This is a genomic window from Streptosporangium sp. NBC_01639 (assembly GCF_045209755.1).
In the GTDB taxonomy this organism is placed as follows: domain Bacteria; phylum Actinomycetota; class Actinomycetes; order Streptosporangiales; family Streptosporangiaceae; genus Streptosporangium.
This window is the reverse complement of sequence record NZ_CP109272.1, coordinates 3,520,346-3,536,960: the sequence shown is the minus strand read 5'-3', so window position 1 is coordinate 3,536,960 and position 16,615 is coordinate 3,520,346. Positions and strand designations below refer to the sequence as shown.

Annotated in this window: 28 protein-coding genes; all 28 read left to right on the top strand. The window is 65.1% G+C overall.

Annotated features, from left to right (window positions below; genetic code table 11):
• Nucleotides 1–66: 66 nt before the first annotated feature.
• The 28 genes from tuf (at nt 67) to OHA77_RS15595 (ending at nt 16,298) form a co-directional block, all read left to right on the top strand.
• Nucleotides 67–1,260, top strand: a complete 1,194-nt coding sequence (gene tuf, locus OHA77_RS15730; protein ID WP_406318816.1) for an elongation factor Tu — start codon at nt 67–69, stop codon at nt 1,258–1,260.
• Nucleotides 1,261–1,600: 340 nt separating this feature from the next.
• A complete protein-coding gene (rpsJ, locus tag OHA77_RS15725; protein WP_012887830.1) occupies nt 1,601–1,909 on the top strand; it encodes a 30S ribosomal protein S10 in 309 nt (102 codons plus the stop codon).
• A gap of 14 nt (nt 1,910–1,923) precedes the next feature.
• Nucleotides 1,924–2,577 (top strand): 50S ribosomal protein L3, encoded by a 654-nt coding sequence (gene rplC / locus OHA77_RS15720; RefSeq protein WP_184755539.1) that lies wholly within the window; start codon nt 1,924–1,926, stop codon nt 2,575–2,577.
• The gene (gene rplD / locus OHA77_RS15715) at nt 2,574–3,221 is read left to right on the top strand and encodes a 50S ribosomal protein L4 (protein WP_326819892.1); all 648 of its coding nucleotides are present in this window, start codon (nt 2,574–2,576) and stop codon (nt 3,219–3,221) included. The genes rplC and rplD overlap by 4 nt, the downstream gene beginning before the upstream one ends.
• On the top strand, nt 3,221–3,559 hold the full coding sequence (rplW, locus tag OHA77_RS15710) for a 50S ribosomal protein L23 (RefSeq protein ID WP_406318815.1): 339 nt from the start codon (nt 3,221–3,223) through the stop codon (nt 3,557–3,559). The genes rplD and rplW overlap by 1 nt, the downstream gene beginning before the upstream one ends.
• 88 nt (nt 3,560–3,647) lie before the next feature.
• The gene (rplB, locus tag OHA77_RS15705; RefSeq protein WP_184755542.1) at nt 3,648–4,484 is read left to right on the top strand and encodes a 50S ribosomal protein L2; all 837 of its coding nucleotides are present in this window, start codon (nt 3,648–3,650) and stop codon (nt 4,482–4,484) included.
• Between the two features lie 11 nt (nt 4,485–4,495).
• The gene (rpsS, locus tag OHA77_RS15700; RefSeq protein WP_012887835.1) at nt 4,496–4,774 is read left to right on the top strand and encodes a 30S ribosomal protein S19; all 279 of its coding nucleotides are present in this window, start codon (nt 4,496–4,498) and stop codon (nt 4,772–4,774) included.
• A 116-nt stretch (nt 4,775–4,890) separates the two neighbouring features.
• Nucleotides 4,891–5,244: a 50S ribosomal protein L22 gene (gene rplV / locus OHA77_RS15695; RefSeq protein WP_089210179.1), complete on the top strand. Its 354-nt coding sequence runs from the start codon at nt 4,891–4,893 to the stop codon at nt 5,242–5,244.
• Nucleotides 5,244–6,107 carry a 30S ribosomal protein S3 gene (gene rpsC, locus OHA77_RS15690; RefSeq protein ID WP_184755543.1) on the top strand — a complete coding sequence of 288 codons (864 nt, stop codon included), beginning with the start codon at nt 5,244–5,246 and terminating at the stop codon, nt 6,105–6,107. Before rplV ends, rpsC begins: the two co-directional genes overlap by 1 nt.
• A gap of 2 nt (nt 6,108–6,109) precedes the next feature.
• A complete protein-coding gene (rplP, locus tag OHA77_RS15685) occupies nt 6,110–6,529 on the top strand; it encodes a 50S ribosomal protein L16 (protein ID WP_012887838.1) in 420 nt (139 codons plus the stop codon).
• Nucleotides 6,529–6,765 carry a 50S ribosomal protein L29 gene (rpmC, locus tag OHA77_RS15680; RefSeq protein WP_406318814.1) on the top strand — a complete coding sequence of 79 codons (237 nt, stop codon included), beginning with the start codon at nt 6,529–6,531 and terminating at the stop codon, nt 6,763–6,765. The genes rplP and rpmC overlap by 1 nt, the downstream gene beginning before the upstream one ends.
• The gene (gene rpsQ, locus OHA77_RS15675) at nt 6,758–7,039 is read left to right on the top strand and encodes a 30S ribosomal protein S17 (RefSeq protein ID WP_012887840.1); all 282 of its coding nucleotides are present in this window, start codon (nt 6,758–6,760) and stop codon (nt 7,037–7,039) included. Before rpmC ends, rpsQ begins: the two co-directional genes overlap by 8 nt.
• A gap of 174 nt (nt 7,040–7,213) precedes the next feature.
• Complete coding sequence (gene rplN, locus OHA77_RS15670) at nt 7,214–7,582, top strand: 50S ribosomal protein L14 (RefSeq protein WP_012887841.1); 369 nt, start codon at nt 7,214–7,216, stop codon at nt 7,580–7,582.
• A complete protein-coding gene (gene rplX / locus OHA77_RS15665) occupies nt 7,583–7,903 on the top strand; it encodes a 50S ribosomal protein L24 (protein ID WP_326819893.1) in 321 nt (106 codons plus the stop codon).
• The gene (gene rplE / locus OHA77_RS15660) at nt 7,903–8,487 is read left to right on the top strand and encodes a 50S ribosomal protein L5 (RefSeq protein ID WP_326819894.1); all 585 of its coding nucleotides are present in this window, start codon (nt 7,903–7,905) and stop codon (nt 8,485–8,487) included. The genes rplX and rplE overlap by 1 nt, the downstream gene beginning before the upstream one ends.
• Before the next feature lie 2 nt (nt 8,488–8,489).
• On the top strand, nt 8,490–8,675 hold the full coding sequence (locus OHA77_RS15655; RefSeq protein WP_012887844.1) for a type Z 30S ribosomal protein S14: 186 nt from the start codon (nt 8,490–8,492) through the stop codon (nt 8,673–8,675).
• A gap of 144 nt (nt 8,676–8,819) precedes the next feature.
• The gene (gene rpsH, locus OHA77_RS15650) at nt 8,820–9,218 is read left to right on the top strand and encodes a 30S ribosomal protein S8 (RefSeq protein WP_326819895.1); all 399 of its coding nucleotides are present in this window, start codon (nt 8,820–8,822) and stop codon (nt 9,216–9,218) included.
• 17 nt (nt 9,219–9,235) lie between these two features.
• Entirely contained in the window at nt 9,236–9,778 is a 543-nt protein-coding gene (rplF, locus tag OHA77_RS15645) for a 50S ribosomal protein L6 (RefSeq protein WP_406318813.1), read from the top strand.
• Nucleotides 9,779–9,780: 2 nt separating this feature from the next.
• Complete coding sequence (gene rplR / locus OHA77_RS15640) at nt 9,781–10,164, top strand: 50S ribosomal protein L18 (RefSeq protein ID WP_184755546.1); 384 nt, start codon at nt 9,781–9,783, stop codon at nt 10,162–10,164.
• A 40-nt stretch (nt 10,165–10,204) separates the two neighbouring features.
• A complete protein-coding gene (rpsE, locus tag OHA77_RS15635; protein WP_012887848.1) occupies nt 10,205–10,837 on the top strand; it encodes a 30S ribosomal protein S5 in 633 nt (210 codons plus the stop codon).
• Between the two features lie 3 nt (nt 10,838–10,840).
• Nucleotides 10,841–11,023, top strand: coding sequence for a 50S ribosomal protein L30 (gene rpmD, locus OHA77_RS15630; RefSeq protein ID WP_012887849.1), 183 nt, complete (start codon nt 10,841–10,843; stop codon nt 11,021–11,023).
• A gap of 2 nt (nt 11,024–11,025) precedes the next feature.
• Nucleotides 11,026–11,481 (top strand): 50S ribosomal protein L15, encoded by a 456-nt coding sequence (gene rplO, locus OHA77_RS15625; protein WP_326819897.1) that lies wholly within the window; start codon nt 11,026–11,028, stop codon nt 11,479–11,481.
• A 176-nt stretch (nt 11,482–11,657) separates the two neighbouring features.
• A complete protein-coding gene (secY, locus tag OHA77_RS15620) occupies nt 11,658–12,974 on the top strand; it encodes a preprotein translocase subunit SecY (RefSeq protein ID WP_326819898.1) in 1,317 nt (438 codons plus the stop codon).
• Nucleotides 12,974–13,624, top strand: a complete 651-nt coding sequence (locus OHA77_RS15615; protein WP_326819899.1) for an adenylate kinase — start codon at nt 12,974–12,976, stop codon at nt 13,622–13,624. Before secY ends, OHA77_RS15615 begins: the two co-directional genes overlap by 1 nt.
• 118 nt (nt 13,625–13,742) lie before the next feature.
• Nucleotides 13,743–14,561, top strand: coding sequence for a type I methionyl aminopeptidase (map, locus tag OHA77_RS15610; RefSeq protein ID WP_406318811.1), 819 nt, complete (start codon nt 13,743–13,745; stop codon nt 14,559–14,561).
• A gap of 39 nt (nt 14,562–14,600) precedes the next feature.
• On the top strand, nt 14,601–15,053 hold the full coding sequence (locus OHA77_RS15605) for a DUF1707 domain-containing protein (protein WP_406318810.1): 453 nt from the start codon (nt 14,601–14,603) through the stop codon (nt 15,051–15,053).
• 107 nt (nt 15,054–15,160) lie between these two features.
• A complete protein-coding gene (locus OHA77_RS15600; RefSeq protein WP_406318809.1) occupies nt 15,161–15,625 on the top strand; it encodes a hypothetical protein in 465 nt (154 codons plus the stop codon).
• A 166-nt stretch (nt 15,626–15,791) separates the two neighbouring features.
• Nucleotides 15,792–16,298, top strand: a complete 507-nt coding sequence (locus OHA77_RS15595; protein WP_406318808.1) for a hypothetical protein — start codon at nt 15,792–15,794, stop codon at nt 16,296–16,298.
• The last annotated feature ends 317 nt before the right edge of the window (nt 16,299–16,615 follow it).

Sequence of the window (16,615 nt, the reverse complement as noted above, 5' to 3'; positions counted from 1 at the left end):
GACCGGCCTCCCCAAGCCCGAGTACGAAGACGCAAGTCAAGTCAGAATCTCTAAGGAGACAGAGCAGTGGCCAAGGCCAAGTTCGAGCGGACCAAGCCGCACGTAAACATCGGCACCATTGGACACATCGACCACGGCAAGACCACTCTGACCGCGGCGATCACCAAGGTGCTCCACGAGCGTTTCCCGAACCTCAACGAGGCGACCCCGTTCGACAAGATCGACAAGGCGCCCGAGGAGAAGGCTCGTGGTATCACGATCTCCATCGCGCACGTCGAGTACCAGACCGAGCAGCGCCACTACGCTCACGTGGACTGCCCCGGTCACGCCGACTACGTGAAGAACATGATCACCGGTGCGGCTCAGATGGACGGCGCGATCCTCGTGGTCGCCGCCACCGACGGTCCGATGCCGCAGACGAAGGAGCACGTCCTCCTGGCCCGCCAGGTCGGCGTCCCCTACATCGTCGTCGCCCTGAACAAGGCCGACATGGTGGATGACGAGGAGATCCTGGAGCTCGTCGAGCTCGAGGTCCGCGAGCTCCTCTCCGCCCAGGAGTTCCCCGGTGACGACCTGCCGGTCGTTCGCGTCTCGGCGCTGAAGGCGCTCGAGGGCGACGAGAAGTGGGGCGACAGCATCATCGAGCTCATGACCGCTGTGGACGAGAACGTCCCGCAGCCGGCTCGTGAGACCGACAAGCCGTTCCTCATGCCGATCGAGGACGTCTTCTCGATCACCGGTCGTGGCACCGTCGTCACCGGTCGTATCGAGCGTGGCATCGTCAAGGTCAACGAGACCGTCGACATCATCGGCATCAAGGACACCAAGACCACCACCACGGTCACCGGTGTCGAGATGTTCCGCAAGCTGCTCGACGAGGGTCAGGCGGGCGACAACGTCGGTCTGCTCCTCCGCGGCATCAAGCGCGAGGACGTCGAGCGCGGCCAGTGCATCATCAAGCCGGGCACGACCACCCCGCACACCGAGTTCGAGGCTCAAGTTTACATCCTGTCGAAGGACGAGGGCGGTCGCCACACCCCGTTCTTCAACAACTACCGTCCGCAGTTCTACTTCCGTACGACTGACGTGACCGGTGTCGTGAACCTGCCCGAGGGCACCGAGATGGTCATGCCCGGTGACAACACCGAGATGAACGTCTCGCTGATCCAGCCCATCGCGATGGAGGACGGTCTCAAGTTCGCCATCCGCGAGGGTGGCCGCACCGTCGGTGCGGGTCGAGTGACCAAGATCATCAAGTAGTACCATCGCGAGTGGCGGCCGGCCCTCATCAGAAGGACCGGCCGCCACGCCACGAGGGGGCTCATGCCGTACGGCATGCACCTCCGGCACCATCCCCACGAACCGTGATCTCGCAGTTGGTTCGGCCGCACGGTGACCGAAGTAACTGCCAGATCACGGAAGAAAGCGCAGACGGACAGCGTCTGCTACGTGGGGCGCGGAAGAGGAAGCCGAGCCTGCGAACGGCGGGGACGTCCATGACGGCCCCACAGGTCACAGGTGAGACGGACTCGACCAACACACAGCGGCAACAGGCCGCACGTAACTTTTTCAGACGACAGCGAAGGACACCGAGGCCATTATGGCGGGACAGAAGATCCGCATCCGGCTCAAGGCCTATGATCACGAGGTCATCGACAGCTCGGCCAAGAAGATCGTCGAGACGGTGACGCGGACTGGCGCGAAGGTCGCAGGCCCGGTGCCGCTGCCGACCGAGAAGAACGTGTACTGCGTCATCCGCTCGCCGCACAAGTACAAGGACAGCCGCGAGCACTTTGAGATGCGCACGCACAAGCGGCTGATTGACATCATCGACCCGACGCCGAAGACGGTCGACTCGCTCATGCGACTCGACCTCCCCGCTGGCGTTGACATCTCGATCAAGCTCTGAGGGAACGCACTGACATGGCTAAGCAGATCAAGGGCGTCCTGGGCAAGAAGCTCGGCATGACCCAGGTCTTCGACGCGGACAACCGGATGGTCCCGGTGACCGTCGTCGAGGCCGGTCCGTGCGTCGTGACCCGCGTCCGCACCCCCGAGAAGGACGGCTACTCCGCCGTACAGCTCGGCTTCGGGCAGGTCGACCCGCGGAAGGTCAACAAGCCGCTCGGCGACTACCTGCGCAAGCACGACATCACCCCGCGCCGTTACTTCACGGAGATCCGTACGGACGACGCGAGCGACTACACCCTGGGCCAGGAGCTCCTCGCCGACACCTTCGAGGCCGGCCAGTTCGTCGACGTGACGGGCAAGAGCAAGGGCAAGGGTTTCGCCGGTGTCATGAAGCGTCACGGCTTCAAGGGCCTGGGCGCCGGACACGGCGTGCAGCGCAAGCACCGTTCGCCGGGTTCCATCGGTGGCTGCGCCACCCCAGGCCGTGTTTTCAAGGGCATGCGCATGGCCGGCCGGATGGGTAACGTCCGCACCACCATCCAGAGTCTCAAGGTCCACGCCGTGGACGCCGAGAAGGGCCTCATCCTGATCAAGGGTGCGATCCCCGGCGCCAACGGCAGCCTGGTTCTCGTCCGTACCGCTGCCAAGAAGGGGGCTGCCAAGTGAGCACCATTGACGTCCTCGACGTGAGCGGAGCGAAGACCGGCACCGTCGACCTGCCCGGCGACGTCTTCGGCGCCAAGGTCAACATTCCACTGATCCACCAGGTCGTCGTGGCCCAGCTCGCCGCTCGCCGGCAGGGCACTCACAAGGCCAAGACCCGTGGTGAGGTCAGGGGTGGTGGCAAGAAGCCGTACCGCCAGAAGGGCACCGGTCGCGCCCGTCAGGGTTCGACCCGCGCTCCGCAGTTCGCCGGTGGTGGCACCGTCCACGGTCCGCTTCCCCGGGACTACGCCCAGAAGACCCCCAAGAAGATGAAGGCCGCCGCCCTGCGTGGCGCCCTCTCCGACCGGGCAGCCGGTGGCCGCGTTCACGTGGTCAGCGCTCTGGTCCAGGGTGAGACCCCGAAGACCAAGGCGGCTCTCGAGTCGCTGCGGAAGATCACGCAGACCCGTAGCGTCCTCGTCGTCGTCGACGAGGGTGACGAGCTCACCTGGCTGAGCCTGCGTAACGCTCCCGAGGTCCACCTGTTGGACGCCGGTCAGCTGAACACCTACGACGTGCTCTGCTACGACGACGTCGTTTTCACTCAGGCGGCGTACGACCAGGTCGTCACGCGTCTGAGCAAGAGCGGGAAGGAAGACGCCTGATGGAGAAGCTCGCCGACCCGCGCAAGAAGACCCCGAGGGTGAAGGTAACCGATCCCCGGGACGTCATCGTCAAGCCGGTTGTCTCCGAGAAGAGCTACGGCCTGATCGACGAGCACAACAAGTACACGTTCCTGGTGCAGAAGACGGCTAACAAGACGCAGGTCAAGATTGCCATCGAGCAGATCTTCGGTGTCAAGGTGGCCAGCGTCAACACCATCAACCGCCAGGGCAAGCGCAAGCGGACCAAGGCCGGTTACGGCCAGCGTCCCAGCACCAAGCGCGCGATCGTGAGCCTGGTTGAGGGCGACCGGATCGACATTTTCGGCCAGGTCGGCTGACCCGCTCGCCAAGTAACAGGGAGAACGCCCCTCGCCGGGAGGCGAGGGGCATTCGACCGGATTAACCGACGAAGGATGAACGAAAAAGATGGGCATCCGTAAACTCAAGCCGACGACCCCGGGTCGCCGCGGCGCCAGTGTCTCGGACTTCTCCGAGATCACGCGCAGCACGCCCGAGAAGTCGCTGCTTGCACCCCTGCACAGCAAGGGTGGCCGTAACGTCCACGGCCGGGTCACCACCCGCCACCAGGGTGGCGGGCACAAGCGTGCCTACCGGATCATCGACTTCCGGCGCCACGACAAGGACGGGGTTCCGGCGAAGGTCGCTCACATCGAGTACGACCCGAACCGCACCTCCCGCATTGCTCTGCTGCACTACGCCGACGGGGAGAAGCGCTACATCCTCTGCCCGACCGGCCTCAAGCAGGGCGACCTGATCGAGAACGGCCCCACGGCCGACATCAAGCCGGGTAACTGCCTCCCGCTGCGCAACATCCCGACCGGTACCTTCATCCACGCGGTGGAGCTCCGTCCGGGCGGCGGCGCCAAGCTGGGCCGGTCCGCCGGTGCGCAGATCCAGCTCCTCGCCAAGGAGGGCCAGTACGCCACGCTGCGTATGCCGTCCGGCGAAATGCGCCAGGTCGACGTCCGCTGCCGGGCCTCCATCGGCCAGGTCGGCAACGCCGAGCAGGCCAACATCAACTGGGGTAAGGCCGGCCGTATGCGGTGGAAGGGCAAGCGCCCCACCGTCCGCGGTGTCGCGATGAACCCGGTCGACCACCCGCACGGTGGTGGTGAGGGTAAGACCTCCGGTGGTCGTCACCCCGTCAACCCCAAGGGCAAGCCTGAGGGACGTACTCGTGCGGCGAACAAGGCCAGCGACCGGCTGATCATCCGTCGTCGGACCAAGCGGAAGAAGCGGTAGGAGCAGCCAAAATGCCACGTAGCCTTAAGAAGGGTCCCTTCGTGGACGATCACCTTCAGAAGAAGGTGGATGTCCAGAACGAGAAGGGCACCAAGAACGTCATCAAGACGTGGTCGCGGCGCTCCATGATCGTTCCCGACATGCTCGGTCACACGATCGCCGTTCACGACGGCCGTAAGCACGTCCCGGTGTTCGTCACCGAGTCGATGATCGGTCACAAGCTCGGGGAGTTCGCGCCGACGCGGACCTTCCGCAGCCACGTCAAGGAAGACCGCCGCAGCCGGCGGTAAGCGCCTTAGGGCGAGGAAGTCGAGCCGGGGACGGGTCGGAAGGCGGAAGCCGTACCGGCCGGTGCAAGGCGAGACGGACTCGACCCACACGAAGCAGAAGGTAAGAGGAGTAAGCGATGGAAGCCAGGGCTCAGGTGCGGTTCGCGCGCCACACGCCCATGAAGGCCCGCCGTGTGGTGGACCTCATTCGCGGGCTGCCCGCTTCGGAGGCGCAGGCCGTGCTGCAGTTCGCTCCCCAGTCGGCGAGCGAGACCGTGTACAAGGTGCTGTCCAGCGCCATTGCCAACGCGGAGCACAACTTCAAGCTCGACCGCGGCACGCTCTTCGTGAGCCGTGCCTGGGTCGATGAGGGCCCGACGCTGAAGCGGTTCCGTCCCCGCGCTCAGGGTCGTGCCTATCGGATCAACAAGCGGACGAGCCACATCACCGTGATCGTGGAGTCCCGCGAGCCGAAGGGGAGGACCCGCTAGTGGGTCAGAAGGTTAACCCGCACGGGTTCCGCCTCGGCATCACGACCGACTTCAAGAGCCGGTGGTATGCCGACAAGCTCTACAAGTCGTACGTTGCCGAGGATGTGGCGATCCGCCGCATGCTCAAGAAGGGCATGGAGCGGGCCGGCATCTCCAAGGTGGAGATCGAGCGGACCACCGACCGGGTTCAGGTCGACATTCACACCGCCCGTCCGGGCATCGTCATCGGCCGCCGCGGCGCCGAGGCCGACCGGATCCGTGGCGACCTCGAGAAGCTGACCAAGAAGCAGGTTCAGCTCAACATCCTTGAGGTCAAGAACCCCGAGATCGACGCTCAGCTTGTCGCTCAGGGTGTGGCCGAGCAGCTGTCCAGCCGTGTCTCGTTCCGTCGGGCCATGCGCAAGGCGATGCAGTCGGCCATGAAGAGCGGCGCCAAGGGCATCCGGGTGCAGTGCTCCGGCCGTCTGGGCGGCGCTGAGATGTCCCGTTCGGAGTTCTACCGCGAGGGCCGCGTGCCCCTGCACACCCTCCGCGCGGACATCGACTACGGCCTCTACGAGGCCCGTACCACCTTCGGCCGTATCGGCGTGAAGGTGTGGATCTACAAGGGTGAGGCTCCGACCAGCCGCGCCGAGCGTGAGGCGGCTGCCGCCGGTGCTCGTGCGGGCCAGCGTCGGGACCGTGACGACCGTCGCGGCCCCGGTGCCGGTGGCGACCGTCCCCGTCGTGGTGGTGGCGCCGGTGGCGACCGTCCCCGTCGTGGCGGTGCCGCCCGAGGCGACCGTGCCCCCAGGACTGAGGCGGCCTCCCAGGCTGCCCCCGAGACCGGCCCGGCTGCGCAGCCGGGTGCTGAAGGGAGCTGACCATGCTGATCCCGCGCAGGGTCAAGCACCGCAAGCAGCACCGGCCTGACCGCCACGGTGCCGCCAAGGGCGGCACCAGGGTCGTGTTCGGCGAGTTCGGCATTCAGGCGCTTGAGCACTCCTACGTGACCAACCGCCAGATCGAGTCGGCTCGTATCGCCATGACCCGCCACATCAAGCGTGGCGGCAAGGTCTGGATCAACATCTACCCGGACCGTCCCCTCACCAAGAAGCCTGCCGAGACCCGCATGGGTTCCGGTAAGGGTTCGCCGGAGTGGTGGATCGCCAACGTCAAGCCCGGTCGCGTCATGTTCGAGCTGTCGGGTGTCGCCGAGCCGGTGGCTCGCGAAGCCCTGCGTCGTGCGATGCACAAGCTCCCGATGAAGTGCCGGTTCGTTAAGCGTGAAGTGGGTGAGGCGTGATGGCTAAGGGCCTGACCGCCGGTGAGCTGCGGGTGGAGGACCAGGACACCCTGGTTCAGAAGCTGAAGGAAGCCAAGGAGGAGCTGTTCAACCTCCGCTTCCAGGCCGCGACCGGCCAGTTGGAGAGCCACGGGCGGCTGCGTGCTGTCCGCCGCGAGATCGCCCGTATCTACACCGTGATGCGCGAGCGGGAGCTCGGCATTGTCTCGGTTGAGAAGGAGTCGATCGATGGCTGAGACAGCTGAAAGCACAACCGAGACGCGGAACTACCGCAAGACCCGCGAGGGTCTGGTCGTCAGCGACAAGATGGACAAGACTGTCGTCGTCGCCGTCGAGGACCGCGTCAAGCACCCCTTGTACGGCAAGGTCATCCGTCGGACGACCAAGTACAAGGCGCACGACGAGGCCAACGCCTGCGGCGTCGGCGACCGTGTTCTCCTGATGGAGACCCGGCCGCTGTCGGCCAGCAAGCGCTGGCGGGTCATCGAGATTCTCGAGAAGGCCAAGTAAGGAACGCGCCTCGTGGGGGGTGACCTGGTCACCCCCCACGCTGGCGTCCAAGGGGGCGAAGTCGATCTTCGCTCCGCCTGCGGCGGCGGCTCGTCTGTCGCCGGGGGAACAAGACCACATCAGTTCCGCAAGGCTCACCATCGGTGAGAACCAGCGAGACAAACAGGAGTACAAGTGATCCAGCAGGAGTCGCGACTCAAGGTCGCCGACAACACGGGTGCGAAGGAAGTTCTTTGCATCCGTGTGCTCGGTGGCTCGGGTCGGCGCTACGCGGGAATCGGCGACATCATCGTCGCCACGGTCAAGGACGCCATTCCTGGCGGCACCGTGAAGAAGGGCGACGTCGTCAAGGCGGTCATCGTCCGTACTGTCAAGGAGCGCCGCCGGCCCGACGGCTCCTACATCCGCTTCGACGAGAACGCCGCCGTCATCATCAAGGACAGCGGTGACCCTCGTGGCACGCGTATCTTCGGTCCCGTCGGACGTGAGCTGCGTGACAAGAAGTTCATGCGCATCATCTCGCTCGCGCCGGAGGTGTTGTAAATGCCGAAGCTTCATGTGAAGAAGGGTGACCTGGTTCAGGTCATCGCCGGTAAGGACAAGGGTGCCAAGGGTCGTGTGATCGCCGCCCACCCGCGTGAAGAGCGCGTGGTGGTCGAAGGCGTCAACATGATCAAGAAGCACTCCAAGGAGACCAACCAGGGTCCGCGCGGCGCCAAGACCGGTGGCGTGCAGACCATGGAGGCTCCCATCCACGTGAGCAACGTCAAGAAGCTCAAGGATGACGAGAAGCCTGCCAAGGAGAAGCCTGCCAAGAAGGAGTCGGCCAAGGCCGCCTCTGACGAGTCGGGTGAGGACAACTGATGACCGCGAACACTACTGAGTCCGTCCAGACCGGACGGCCGCTTCCGCGCCTCAAGCAGCGCTACCGCGAAGAGATCATCGCGAAGCTGAACGAGCAGTTCGGGTTCGAGAACATCATGCTGGTGCCCACGATCACCAAGATCAAGGTGAACATGGGCGTCGGCGAGGCCGCGCGCGACTCGAAGCTGATCGACGGCGCCGTCCGCGACCTCACCGTGATCACCGGTCAGAAGCCGGCGGTCGTCCGGGCCCGCAAGTCCATCGCCCAGTTCAAGCTGCGTGAGGGCATGCCGATCGGCGCGCACGTCACGCTGCGCGGCGACCGCATGTGGGAGTTCCTGGACCGGCTGCTTTCGCTGGCGCTGCCCCGTATCCGTGACTTCCGTGGCCTGTCGCCCAAGCAGTTCGACGGCAACGGAAACTACACCTTCGGTCTGACCGAGCAGGTCATGTTCCACGAGATCGACCAGGACAAGGTCGATCGCCAGCGTGGTATGGACATCACCGTCGTGACCACTGCTAAGACCGACGACCAGGGCCGGGCGCTGCTCAAGCTTCTCGGCTTCCCCTTCAAGGAGGCCTGATCATGGCGAAGACGTCGCTCAAGGTCAAGGCTGCTCGTAAGGCCAAGTTCGAGGTCCGGGCGTACACTCGGTGCTCGCGCTGTGGTCGTCCCCGCGCCGTCTACAGGAAGTTCGGCCTGTGCCGCATCTGCTTCCGTGAGATGGCGCACCGGGGCGAGCTGCCTGGCATCACCAAGTCCAGCTGGTAGCCGCCCGCGTGGCCTGTGGAGGCCACAGGCCACGCGGTGGTCACCAGCCGTACATAGAAGTCGTATTCACCGGGCGCTGCCTCAAGCGCCCATGACCGCACCGTAGGTCCCTTGTGGAAACCGCGGTGAGGAAGGCCACTGGCCATGACGATGACCGACCCGATCGCAGACATGCTGACGCGTCTGCGGAACGCGAACTCGGCGTACCACGAAACCGTGGCGATGCCGTACTCGAAGATCAAGGCGCACATCGCCGAGATCCTCCAGCAGGAGGGTTACATTCAGACCTGGAGCGTCGAAGACGCCAAGGTCGGAAAGAACCTCGTGGTGGAGCTCAAGTTCGGGCCGAGCCGTGAGCGGTCGCTCGCGGGCCTGCGCCGGGTTTCCAAGCCCGGCCTGCGGGTCTATGCAAAGAAGGACAACCTGCCTCGAGTCCTGGGCGGACTGGGCGTCGCGATCATTTCGACGTCCGGCGGTCTCATGACGGACAAGCAGGCCGGCAAGCGTGGAGTGGGCGGGGAAGTCCTCGCCTTCGTTTGGTAGAAGGGAGAAATCACAGCATGTCACGAATCGGACGGCTGCCCATCCCTGTACCGAACGGCGTGGACGTCGCCATCGACGGCCGGGATGTCACGGTCAAGGGCCCCAAGGGCACGCTCTCTCACACGGTCGCGGAGCCGATCGTCGTCGCCAAGGGCGACGACGGAACCGTCACCGTCACTCGTCCCAACGACGAGAACAAGGTCCGTGCGCTGCACGGCCTGTCCCGCACGCTGATCGCCAACATGGTGACCGGCGTGACCCAGGGATACTCCAAGACTCTGGAGATCGTGGGCGTCGGTTACCGCGTGCAGGCCAAGAGCCCGACTCAGCTTGAGTTCGCTCTCGGCTTCAGCCACCCGGTCACCGTCAACGCCCCCGAGGGTGTCTCCTTCCGCGTCGAGAAGCCGACCCTGTTCCACGTGGACGGCATCGACAAGCAGAAGGTCGGCGAGATCGCCGCGAACATCCGCAAGCTGCGCAAGCCCGACCCGTACAAGGGCAAGGGCGTGCGCTACCAGGGTGAAGTTATCCGCCGCAAGGTCGGAAAGGCTGGTAAGTAGGCATGGCTGGCAAGACTGCGTTCGGCAAGCACACGGCCGCCCGCGCCGTCTCGCGGGCCCGCCGCCACGGCCGAGTCCGCAAGAAGGTGGTCGGTACGGCCGCGCGTCCGCGCCTGGTCGTCAATCGTTCCACGCGACACCTGTTCGTGCAGATCGTCGACGACGCCCAGGGCCACACGCTGGTGAGCGCGTCCACCATGGACGCCTCCCTGCGCACGGCACCGGGCGCCAAGACCGACAAGGCGAAGCAGGTCGGCGAGCTTCTCGCTCAGCGGGCCAAGGCTGCCGGGATCACCGCGGTCGTGTTCGACCGTGGCGGGAACCGCTACGCGGGTCGCCTGGCGGCACTCGCGGACAGCGCCCGCGAAGGCGGGCTGGAGTTCTGATGGCCCGTTCTAACAAGAGCAACGAGAAGAGGAACCACTGATGGCTGGAGCTCCGCGTCGCGGTGGCGCCGCCGGTGGCGAGCGGCGTGACGGTCGTCGTGACGATCGCCGCGGTGGCAACGCTGACAAGGGCGTCTCGTACATCGAGCGCGTTGTAAAGATCAACCGAGTGGCCAAGGTCGTGAAGGGTGGTCGTCGCTTCAGCTTCACCGCCCTCGTCATCGTCGGTGACGGCAACGGCATGGTCGGCGTCGGCTACGGCAAGGCCAAGGAAGTTCCCGCGGCCATCGCCAAGGGCGTCGAAGAGGCCAAGAAGCACTTCTTCAGGGTGCCGCGCATTCAGGGCACCATCCCGCACATCGTGCAGGGTGAAGAGGCGGCGGGCGTCGTCTTCCTCCGTCCGGCCTCGCCCGGTACCGGCGTCATCGCCGGTGGCCCGGTGCGCGCCGTGCTGGAGTGCGCCGGCATCCACGACGTGCTGTCCAAGTCGCTCGGCTCGGACAACCCGATCAACATCGTGCACGCCACCGTGGCCGCTCTGAAGGGCCTCAGCCGCCCCGAGGAGATCGCGGCCCGTCGTGGCCTGCCGATCGAGGACGTCGCGCCCAAGGCCATGCTCAAGGCTCGCGCCGAGGGTATCGCCGAGGCTGCGGCGGCTAAGGCGGTGAGCTAGCCGATGGCACGCCTGAAGATCACTCAGGTCCGCTCCAAGATCGGCGGTAAGCAGAACCAGCGTGACTCGCTGCGTTCGCTCGGTCTGAAGCGAATCGGTGACGTCGTCGTCAAGGAGGACCGCCCGGAGATCCGCGGCATGGTCACCGTGGTGACGCACCTGGTCACCGTGGAAGAGGTCGACTAGAGATGGCAGAGAACACTCCGCTCCGTATCCACCACCTGCGTCCGGCTCCCGGCGCCAACAAGTCGAAGGTCCGCAAGGGCCGCGGCGAGGCGTCCAAGGGCAAGACCGCCGGTCGTGGCACCAAGGGCACGAGGGCGCGGAACAAGGTTCCTCTCGGTTTCGAGGGTGGCCAGGTTCCGCTCCAGCGCCGTCTGCCCAAGTACAAGGGCTTCTCCAACGCCCTGTTCAAGACGACCTACCAGGTCGTCAACCTGGACAAGCTCAGCGAGCTGTTCCCCGAGGGTGGCGATGTCACCGTCGAGACGCTGGTCGCCAAGGGCGCGGTCCGCAAGAGGCAGCTCGTCAAGGTTCTCGGAACCGGCGACATCTCTGTGGCGTTGAACGTGCAGGCGCACGCCTTCTCCGCCAGTGCCAAGGAGAAGATCGCCGCTGCCGGGGGCTCCGTCTCCGAGCTGTAGGCATAATGACGTGGCGCGGGGGCTCATAATGAGCCCCCGCGCCCGTAGTGCGTTAGAGTTCGCTGGATAGTGGGCCTCAACTCATTTCCGTCGGCTCGCTGACTTGAGATGGCAAAGATGGACCACCCCCGCACCATCGCTGACCGACCTCGCCTTTCAGGCGCGCAGGAGGGACCGTGCTGACCGCGTTTACCCGAGCGTTCCGTACGCCGGACCTGCGCAACAAGTTGCTCTTCACACTGGGCATCATCGCGCTGTTCCGGCTCGGCTCGGTTCTTCCGACTCCGGGTGTCAACAACGAAAACATCGCCCGATGCCTCCAGCAGGCACAGTCAGGCGATGCCGGCAACATCTACGGCATGGTGCAGCTGTTCAGCGGTGGCGCCTTGCTGAAGCTGTCGGTGTTCGCGCTCGGCATCATGCCGTACATCACCGCGAGCATCATCCTTCAGCTTCTGGTGGTCGTGATTCCCCGTCTGGAGGCCCTCAAGAAGGAGGGGCAGGCCGGGCAGACCAAGATCACGCAATATACGCGTTATCTGACGATCGGTCTGGCGATTCTCCAGTCGACCGCCTTCATCGCCCTCGCGCGTACCGGGCAGCTCTTCCCGCAGTGTCAGGAAGAGATCCTGCTGGACAAGGACAACGTCTTCACCATTATCACGATGGTGCTGACGATGACCGCCGGTACCGCCGTCATCATGTGGCTGGGCGAGCTCGTCACCGACCGCGGCGTCGGCAACGGCATGTCCATCCTGATCTTCACGCAGGTCATCGCGGTCTTCCCGGCCGAGCTGCTCAACATCGCCCGCACCAAGGGTCTCTTCGTCTTCGCGGTGGTCATCGTGACCGGCATCGCGATGATCGCCCTGGTGGTCATGGTCGAGCAGGCACAGCGCCGGGTTCCGGTGCAGTACGCCAAGCGCATGGTCGGCCGCCGGATGTACGGCGGTACCTCGACCTACATCCCGTTGAAGGTGAACCAGGCCGGCATCATCCCGGTCATCTTCGCCTCTTCGCTGCTCTATCTTCCGCAACTCGTCACGACGCTCTTCAGCAACGCGCAGCAGGAGCCGAACGCGATCGTCCAGTGGATCCAGCGGAACCTGGTCACGGGTGACACTCCCGCCTACATGATCACTTTCTTCGTGCTCATCGTCTTCTTCACCTACTTCTACGTTTCCATCACCTTCAACCCCGTTGAAGTGGCGGACAACATGAAGAAGTACGGTGGGTTCATCCCGGGCATCCGCCCGGGCCGGCCGACGGCTGAGTACTTGAACTACGTGCTCACGCGACTCACCGCCCCCGGTGCGCTCTATCTGGGCCTGATCGCCATGGTGCCGATCATCGCCCTGGCGGTCGTCGGTGCGAGTCAGAACTTCCCGTTCGGAGGGACGAGCATTCTGATCATGGTTGGTGTCGGTCTTGACACCGTGAAGCAGATTGAGAGCCAGCTCCAGCAGCGCAATTACGAAGGCTTCCTGAAGTAGTGCGTCTCGTCCTGGTTGGGCCCCCCGGAGCGGGTAAGGGGACACAGGCCCAGTTCATCGCATCGAACCTGTCCATCCCGAAGATCTCGACAGGTGACATCTTCCGTGCCAACGTCTCGGGCGGCACGGAGCTCGGCAAGCTTGCCAAGGAATACATGGACCGCGGTGACCTCGTACCCGACGAGGTCACCATCGCGATGGTCCGCGACCGCCTTCTGGAGAGCGACGCGCAGGACGGTTTCCTGCTCGACGGCTTTCCCAGGAATGTGCCCCAGGCCCAGATCCTGAAGAAGATGCTCGAGGAGTTCGGAACCGGTCTGGACATCGTCCTGGAGCTCGTGGTCGACGACGAGGAGGTCGTGCGCCGGCTGGCCGGCCGACGGACCTGCAGCCAGTGCGGCCGCATCTGGCACGTCGACTTCGACGACAAGAAGGACGACGTCTGCGACACCTGCGGTGGGCGGCTCTACCAGCGGGACGACGACAAGGAAGACACCGTCCGGCATCGGCTGGAGGTCTACCAGGAGCAGACCGCTCCGCTCGTCTCCTTCTACGCCGACGAGCGCATCCTTGTCGGGGTGGACGCGACCGGCCCGGTGGAAGAGGTCACCCAGCGCGCGATGGAGGCCTTGAGTCCTTTTACGGACTGAGAATGTCCTTTCAGCACGCCACCCATGAGAACCCATGGGTGGCGTGCTGTCGTTTAGGGCACAATCGGGGGAATTGGGCTCCCGGATTGCCCGTTGAACCACCCCAGGGGGTGCGCACGTGTTCAAGAAGAACAAGCACGGTATTCAGGTGAAGACGCCTGAGCAGCTGGAGAAGATGCGGGCGGCGGGTCTGGTGGTCGGCCGGACACTGCAGTTGCTCCGCGAGAGCGTGCGACCCGGACTGACACCGCTGGACCTCGATGTGATCGCGGAGAAGGCGATCCGGGACGAGGGGGCGATCCCCTCCTTCAAGGGCTACCAGGGCTTTCCGGCCACGATCTGCGCGTCGGTGAACCACGAGGTCGTCCACGGCATCCCGAGCGACCGGCGCCCGCTGCAGGAGGGCGACATCATCTCCATCGACTGCGGCGCCATTGTGGACGGCTGGCATGGCGATTCGGCCATCACGGTCCCCGTCGGAGAGGTCGACCCCAAGCTGACCGAGCTGATGCGGGTGACCGAGGAGTCCATGTGGCGCGGCATCGCCGCGCTCACCGCGGGCCGCCACCTGTCCGACATCGGTCACGAGGTGGAGAAGTACGTCCGCTCCCAGGGCCGCTACGGCATTCCGCAGGAGTACGGCGGGCACGGCATCGGCACTGAGATGCACATGGACCCCTGGGTCGCCAACCACGGCAAACCCGGCCGGGGGCCACGTTTCGAGCCGGGCATGTGCTTCGCCGTCGAGCCGATGGTGAACCTCGGCACCGACCGGACCAAGGTGCTGGCGGATGACTGGACCGTTGTCACCGTTGACGGTAAAGCTTCGGCACATTTCGAACACAGCGTCGCGGTGACACATAATGGGCCTTGGGTACTGACCGCGCTTGACGGGGGGAAAGAGCGGCTTGCCGATCTGTTGGGAGACGCGGGCTAGGTTTGGACACCGCCCGCCGGTGAGCGGATGTGGTTGATGATGGCGACAGGTCCGGAGATGCGGGCGTCGGATGGAGATCGTGACAACGTCGCCTCGGTCCTGCGGGAGCACTACGCGCAGGGCCGGCTCACCGGCGAGGAGTTCGAGCAGCGGCTGGAACAGCTTTATACGAGCAAGACCTACGGCGAGCTCGCCACGCTCACGTCCGATCTTCCCGACGTCGACCTGCGTGAGCTGCCGAGAGCCCCTGCCGGCCGCCCGGAGCGCCGTGAAGGGCGCGACATCCGCGGGGCGCAGAGCAAGAACCTGAAGGCGGCGTGGAGCGCCTGGGCGGTGGCGAGCAGCGTCAACTGGGTGATCTGGTTCATCATCGGAGCGACGAACGGGCTCGACTTCCCCTATCCGTGGCCGCTGTGGGTGATGGGTCCGTGGGGAGCGGTGTTGCTGATCACCACGCTCTCCACCGGGCTGGGAGACAAGCGGAACCGGTAAAAGTCCACGTCCGGGGTTGAATGTGCATTCCTCCACAGAAGTCCGGGTTCATTCTTCCTAACGTGAGCGGTGTCCGAACAACGAAGACACCCTCCCAGGAGAAAACCATGGGGAAGACCCGCACCCTGCTCGTCGGCGCCGCTCTCACCGGTTCGCTCGCCGCCGGCTTGGCCGTGGCTCCCGCTCAGGCCGCGACGGCCGGCGCGGCCACGGTCCAGCAGGCCCAGAGCCCGCAGAGACACTTCTTCGGCCCGTACCACTCAAGGTTCGGCGGCGGCGAGAACTTCGGCCACCGCTCCTACTTCAAGGGTTACTGGTACAAGGACGGCGGCCGCTACTGGTTCTTCGGCGACCTGTTCGACCGTGACCGCGACCGTGACTACAGCTACGTGTGGTTCAGGTGGCACGACCGGTCAGGTTTCCACACCAAGGTGTTCAAGACCTTCGGGCACCGGCACTTCAGCACGTACGGCGGCTTCAAGAAGAGCAGCGGCTTCAACGACTTCAAGATCCGCGTCTGCGAGGGTGACAACAGCTTCGACGACTGCGGCAACTGGGGTGACGCCTTCTAGGCGGGATGCTCCCGCTTTCCGGCAGCCGATCCCGCGGACCCTCCGATGACCATGGTCATCGGAGGGTTTTTCGCGTTGTGTCAGACCTTTGCCACGCTCTGTAGTTGCTCTTGCCGGAGCCGGGTACATGATCGTTGTCGGGCAGGCCAGGAGGTGGGGGTGGGTGATGGGCCTTGCGCGAGACCCTCTGATGACGGTCAGAGCCGTGCTGGGCGGTGCGATGGCCCTGATGTTCGCGGGGGGCATGACCGGGGTGGGCGGTGTGGAGGTCATACCGTCGACCACTTGGCCGGGGCAGACCGTCAGCGTCGTCGCCGGGCCCTGCAGCACTCCGGCGACGGCCTACTCGGCGGCGTTCGGCACCACCATGGCGCGGCTGCGCCGGCACGACCACGAGATGCAGGGGGCGGTGCGCATCAGTCCCCACGCCGCACCCGGCACCTATGTGGTCACCGTCCGCTGCGTCGAGGGTGGTCCCTACGACGGGACCTTCGTCGTGGGTGACCCCCGTCCGGTGCGGGCGCCGGTCGCCGACGGCGGCGGACTCGCGCCGGTCGATGCCGATCACACCGCCCGGACCTTCTGGCTCTTCGGATCGTTGATCGCGGTCGTGACGATGGTGGGTGCCGGTTTCGCGCTGCTGCGCGGACGCCACGCGCGCGGCGATCACTAGAACTCCGTGTCCGTCCGGGACCGGTTGCGCTGCTTGCCGGCGGGGCCGCGTTCCGGGTGGGTACGGTGCCGGCCGTTCCATCTGTCAACCGGGGTGTAGGGTCCGACGTGCAGGCTCCACCTCGGGCCGGCGACCGGTGATGACGGTTTCGGCCAGGCCGGATGTTCCCGGAACGGCAATGTCATCGTCCATGTCGCGTGCCTTATCGGATGTGCCGCCTTAGATCTGGGGTATCCTGATTAGCGGTTGTGTCAAGGTGCCGGCCGTGTGTTTCGCATTTCCTCGCCCGGTGCCGTACACTCCTTCTTCGGTTCACT

Coding starts and splice junctions, on each gene's coding strand:
- rpsJ (WP_012887830.1), top strand. CDS start 1,601: ATGGCGGGACAGAAGATCCGCATCCGGCTCAAGGCCTATGATCACGAG.
- rplC (WP_184755539.1), top strand. CDS start 1,924: ATGGCTAAGCAGATCAAGGGCGTCCTGGGCAAGAAGCTCGGCATGACC.
- rplW (WP_406318815.1), top strand. CDS start 3,221: ATGGAGAAGCTCGCCGACCCGCGCAAGAAGACCCCGAGGGTGAAGGTA.
- rplB (WP_184755542.1), top strand. CDS start 3,648: ATGGGCATCCGTAAACTCAAGCCGACGACCCCGGGTCGCCGCGGCGCC.
- rpsS (WP_012887835.1), top strand. CDS start 4,496: ATGCCACGTAGCCTTAAGAAGGGTCCCTTCGTGGACGATCACCTTCAG.
- rplV (WP_089210179.1), top strand. CDS start 4,891: ATGGAAGCCAGGGCTCAGGTGCGGTTCGCGCGCCACACGCCCATGAAG.
- rplP (WP_012887838.1), top strand. CDS start 6,110: ATGCTGATCCCGCGCAGGGTCAAGCACCGCAAGCAGCACCGGCCTGAC.
- rpmC (WP_406318814.1), top strand. CDS start 6,529: ATGGCTAAGGGCCTGACCGCCGGTGAGCTGCGGGTGGAGGACCAGGAC.
- rpsQ (WP_012887840.1), top strand. CDS start 6,758: ATGGCTGAGACAGCTGAAAGCACAACCGAGACGCGGAACTACCGCAAG.
- rplX (WP_326819893.1), top strand. CDS start 7,583: ATGCCGAAGCTTCATGTGAAGAAGGGTGACCTGGTTCAGGTCATCGCC.
- rplE (WP_326819894.1), top strand. CDS start 7,903: ATGACCGCGAACACTACTGAGTCCGTCCAGACCGGACGGCCGCTTCCG.
- OHA77_RS15655 (WP_012887844.1), top strand. CDS start 8,490: ATGGCGAAGACGTCGCTCAAGGTCAAGGCTGCTCGTAAGGCCAAGTTC.
- rpsH (WP_326819895.1), top strand. CDS start 8,820: ATGACGATGACCGACCCGATCGCAGACATGCTGACGCGTCTGCGGAAC.
- rplF (WP_406318813.1), top strand. CDS start 9,236: ATGTCACGAATCGGACGGCTGCCCATCCCTGTACCGAACGGCGTGGAC.
- rplR (WP_184755546.1), top strand. CDS start 9,781: ATGGCTGGCAAGACTGCGTTCGGCAAGCACACGGCCGCCCGCGCCGTC.
- rpsE (WP_012887848.1), top strand. CDS start 10,205: ATGGCTGGAGCTCCGCGTCGCGGTGGCGCCGCCGGTGGCGAGCGGCGT.
- rpmD (WP_012887849.1), top strand. CDS start 10,841: ATGGCACGCCTGAAGATCACTCAGGTCCGCTCCAAGATCGGCGGTAAG.
- rplO (WP_326819897.1), top strand. CDS start 11,026: ATGGCAGAGAACACTCCGCTCCGTATCCACCACCTGCGTCCGGCTCCC.
- OHA77_RS15605 (WP_406318810.1), top strand. CDS start 14,601: ATGGCGACAGGTCCGGAGATGCGGGCGTCGGATGGAGATCGTGACAAC.
- OHA77_RS15600 (WP_406318809.1), top strand. CDS start 15,161: ATGGGGAAGACCCGCACCCTGCTCGTCGGCGCCGCTCTCACCGGTTCG.
- OHA77_RS15595 (WP_406318808.1), top strand. CDS start 15,792: ATGGGCCTTGCGCGAGACCCTCTGATGACGGTCAGAGCCGTGCTGGGC.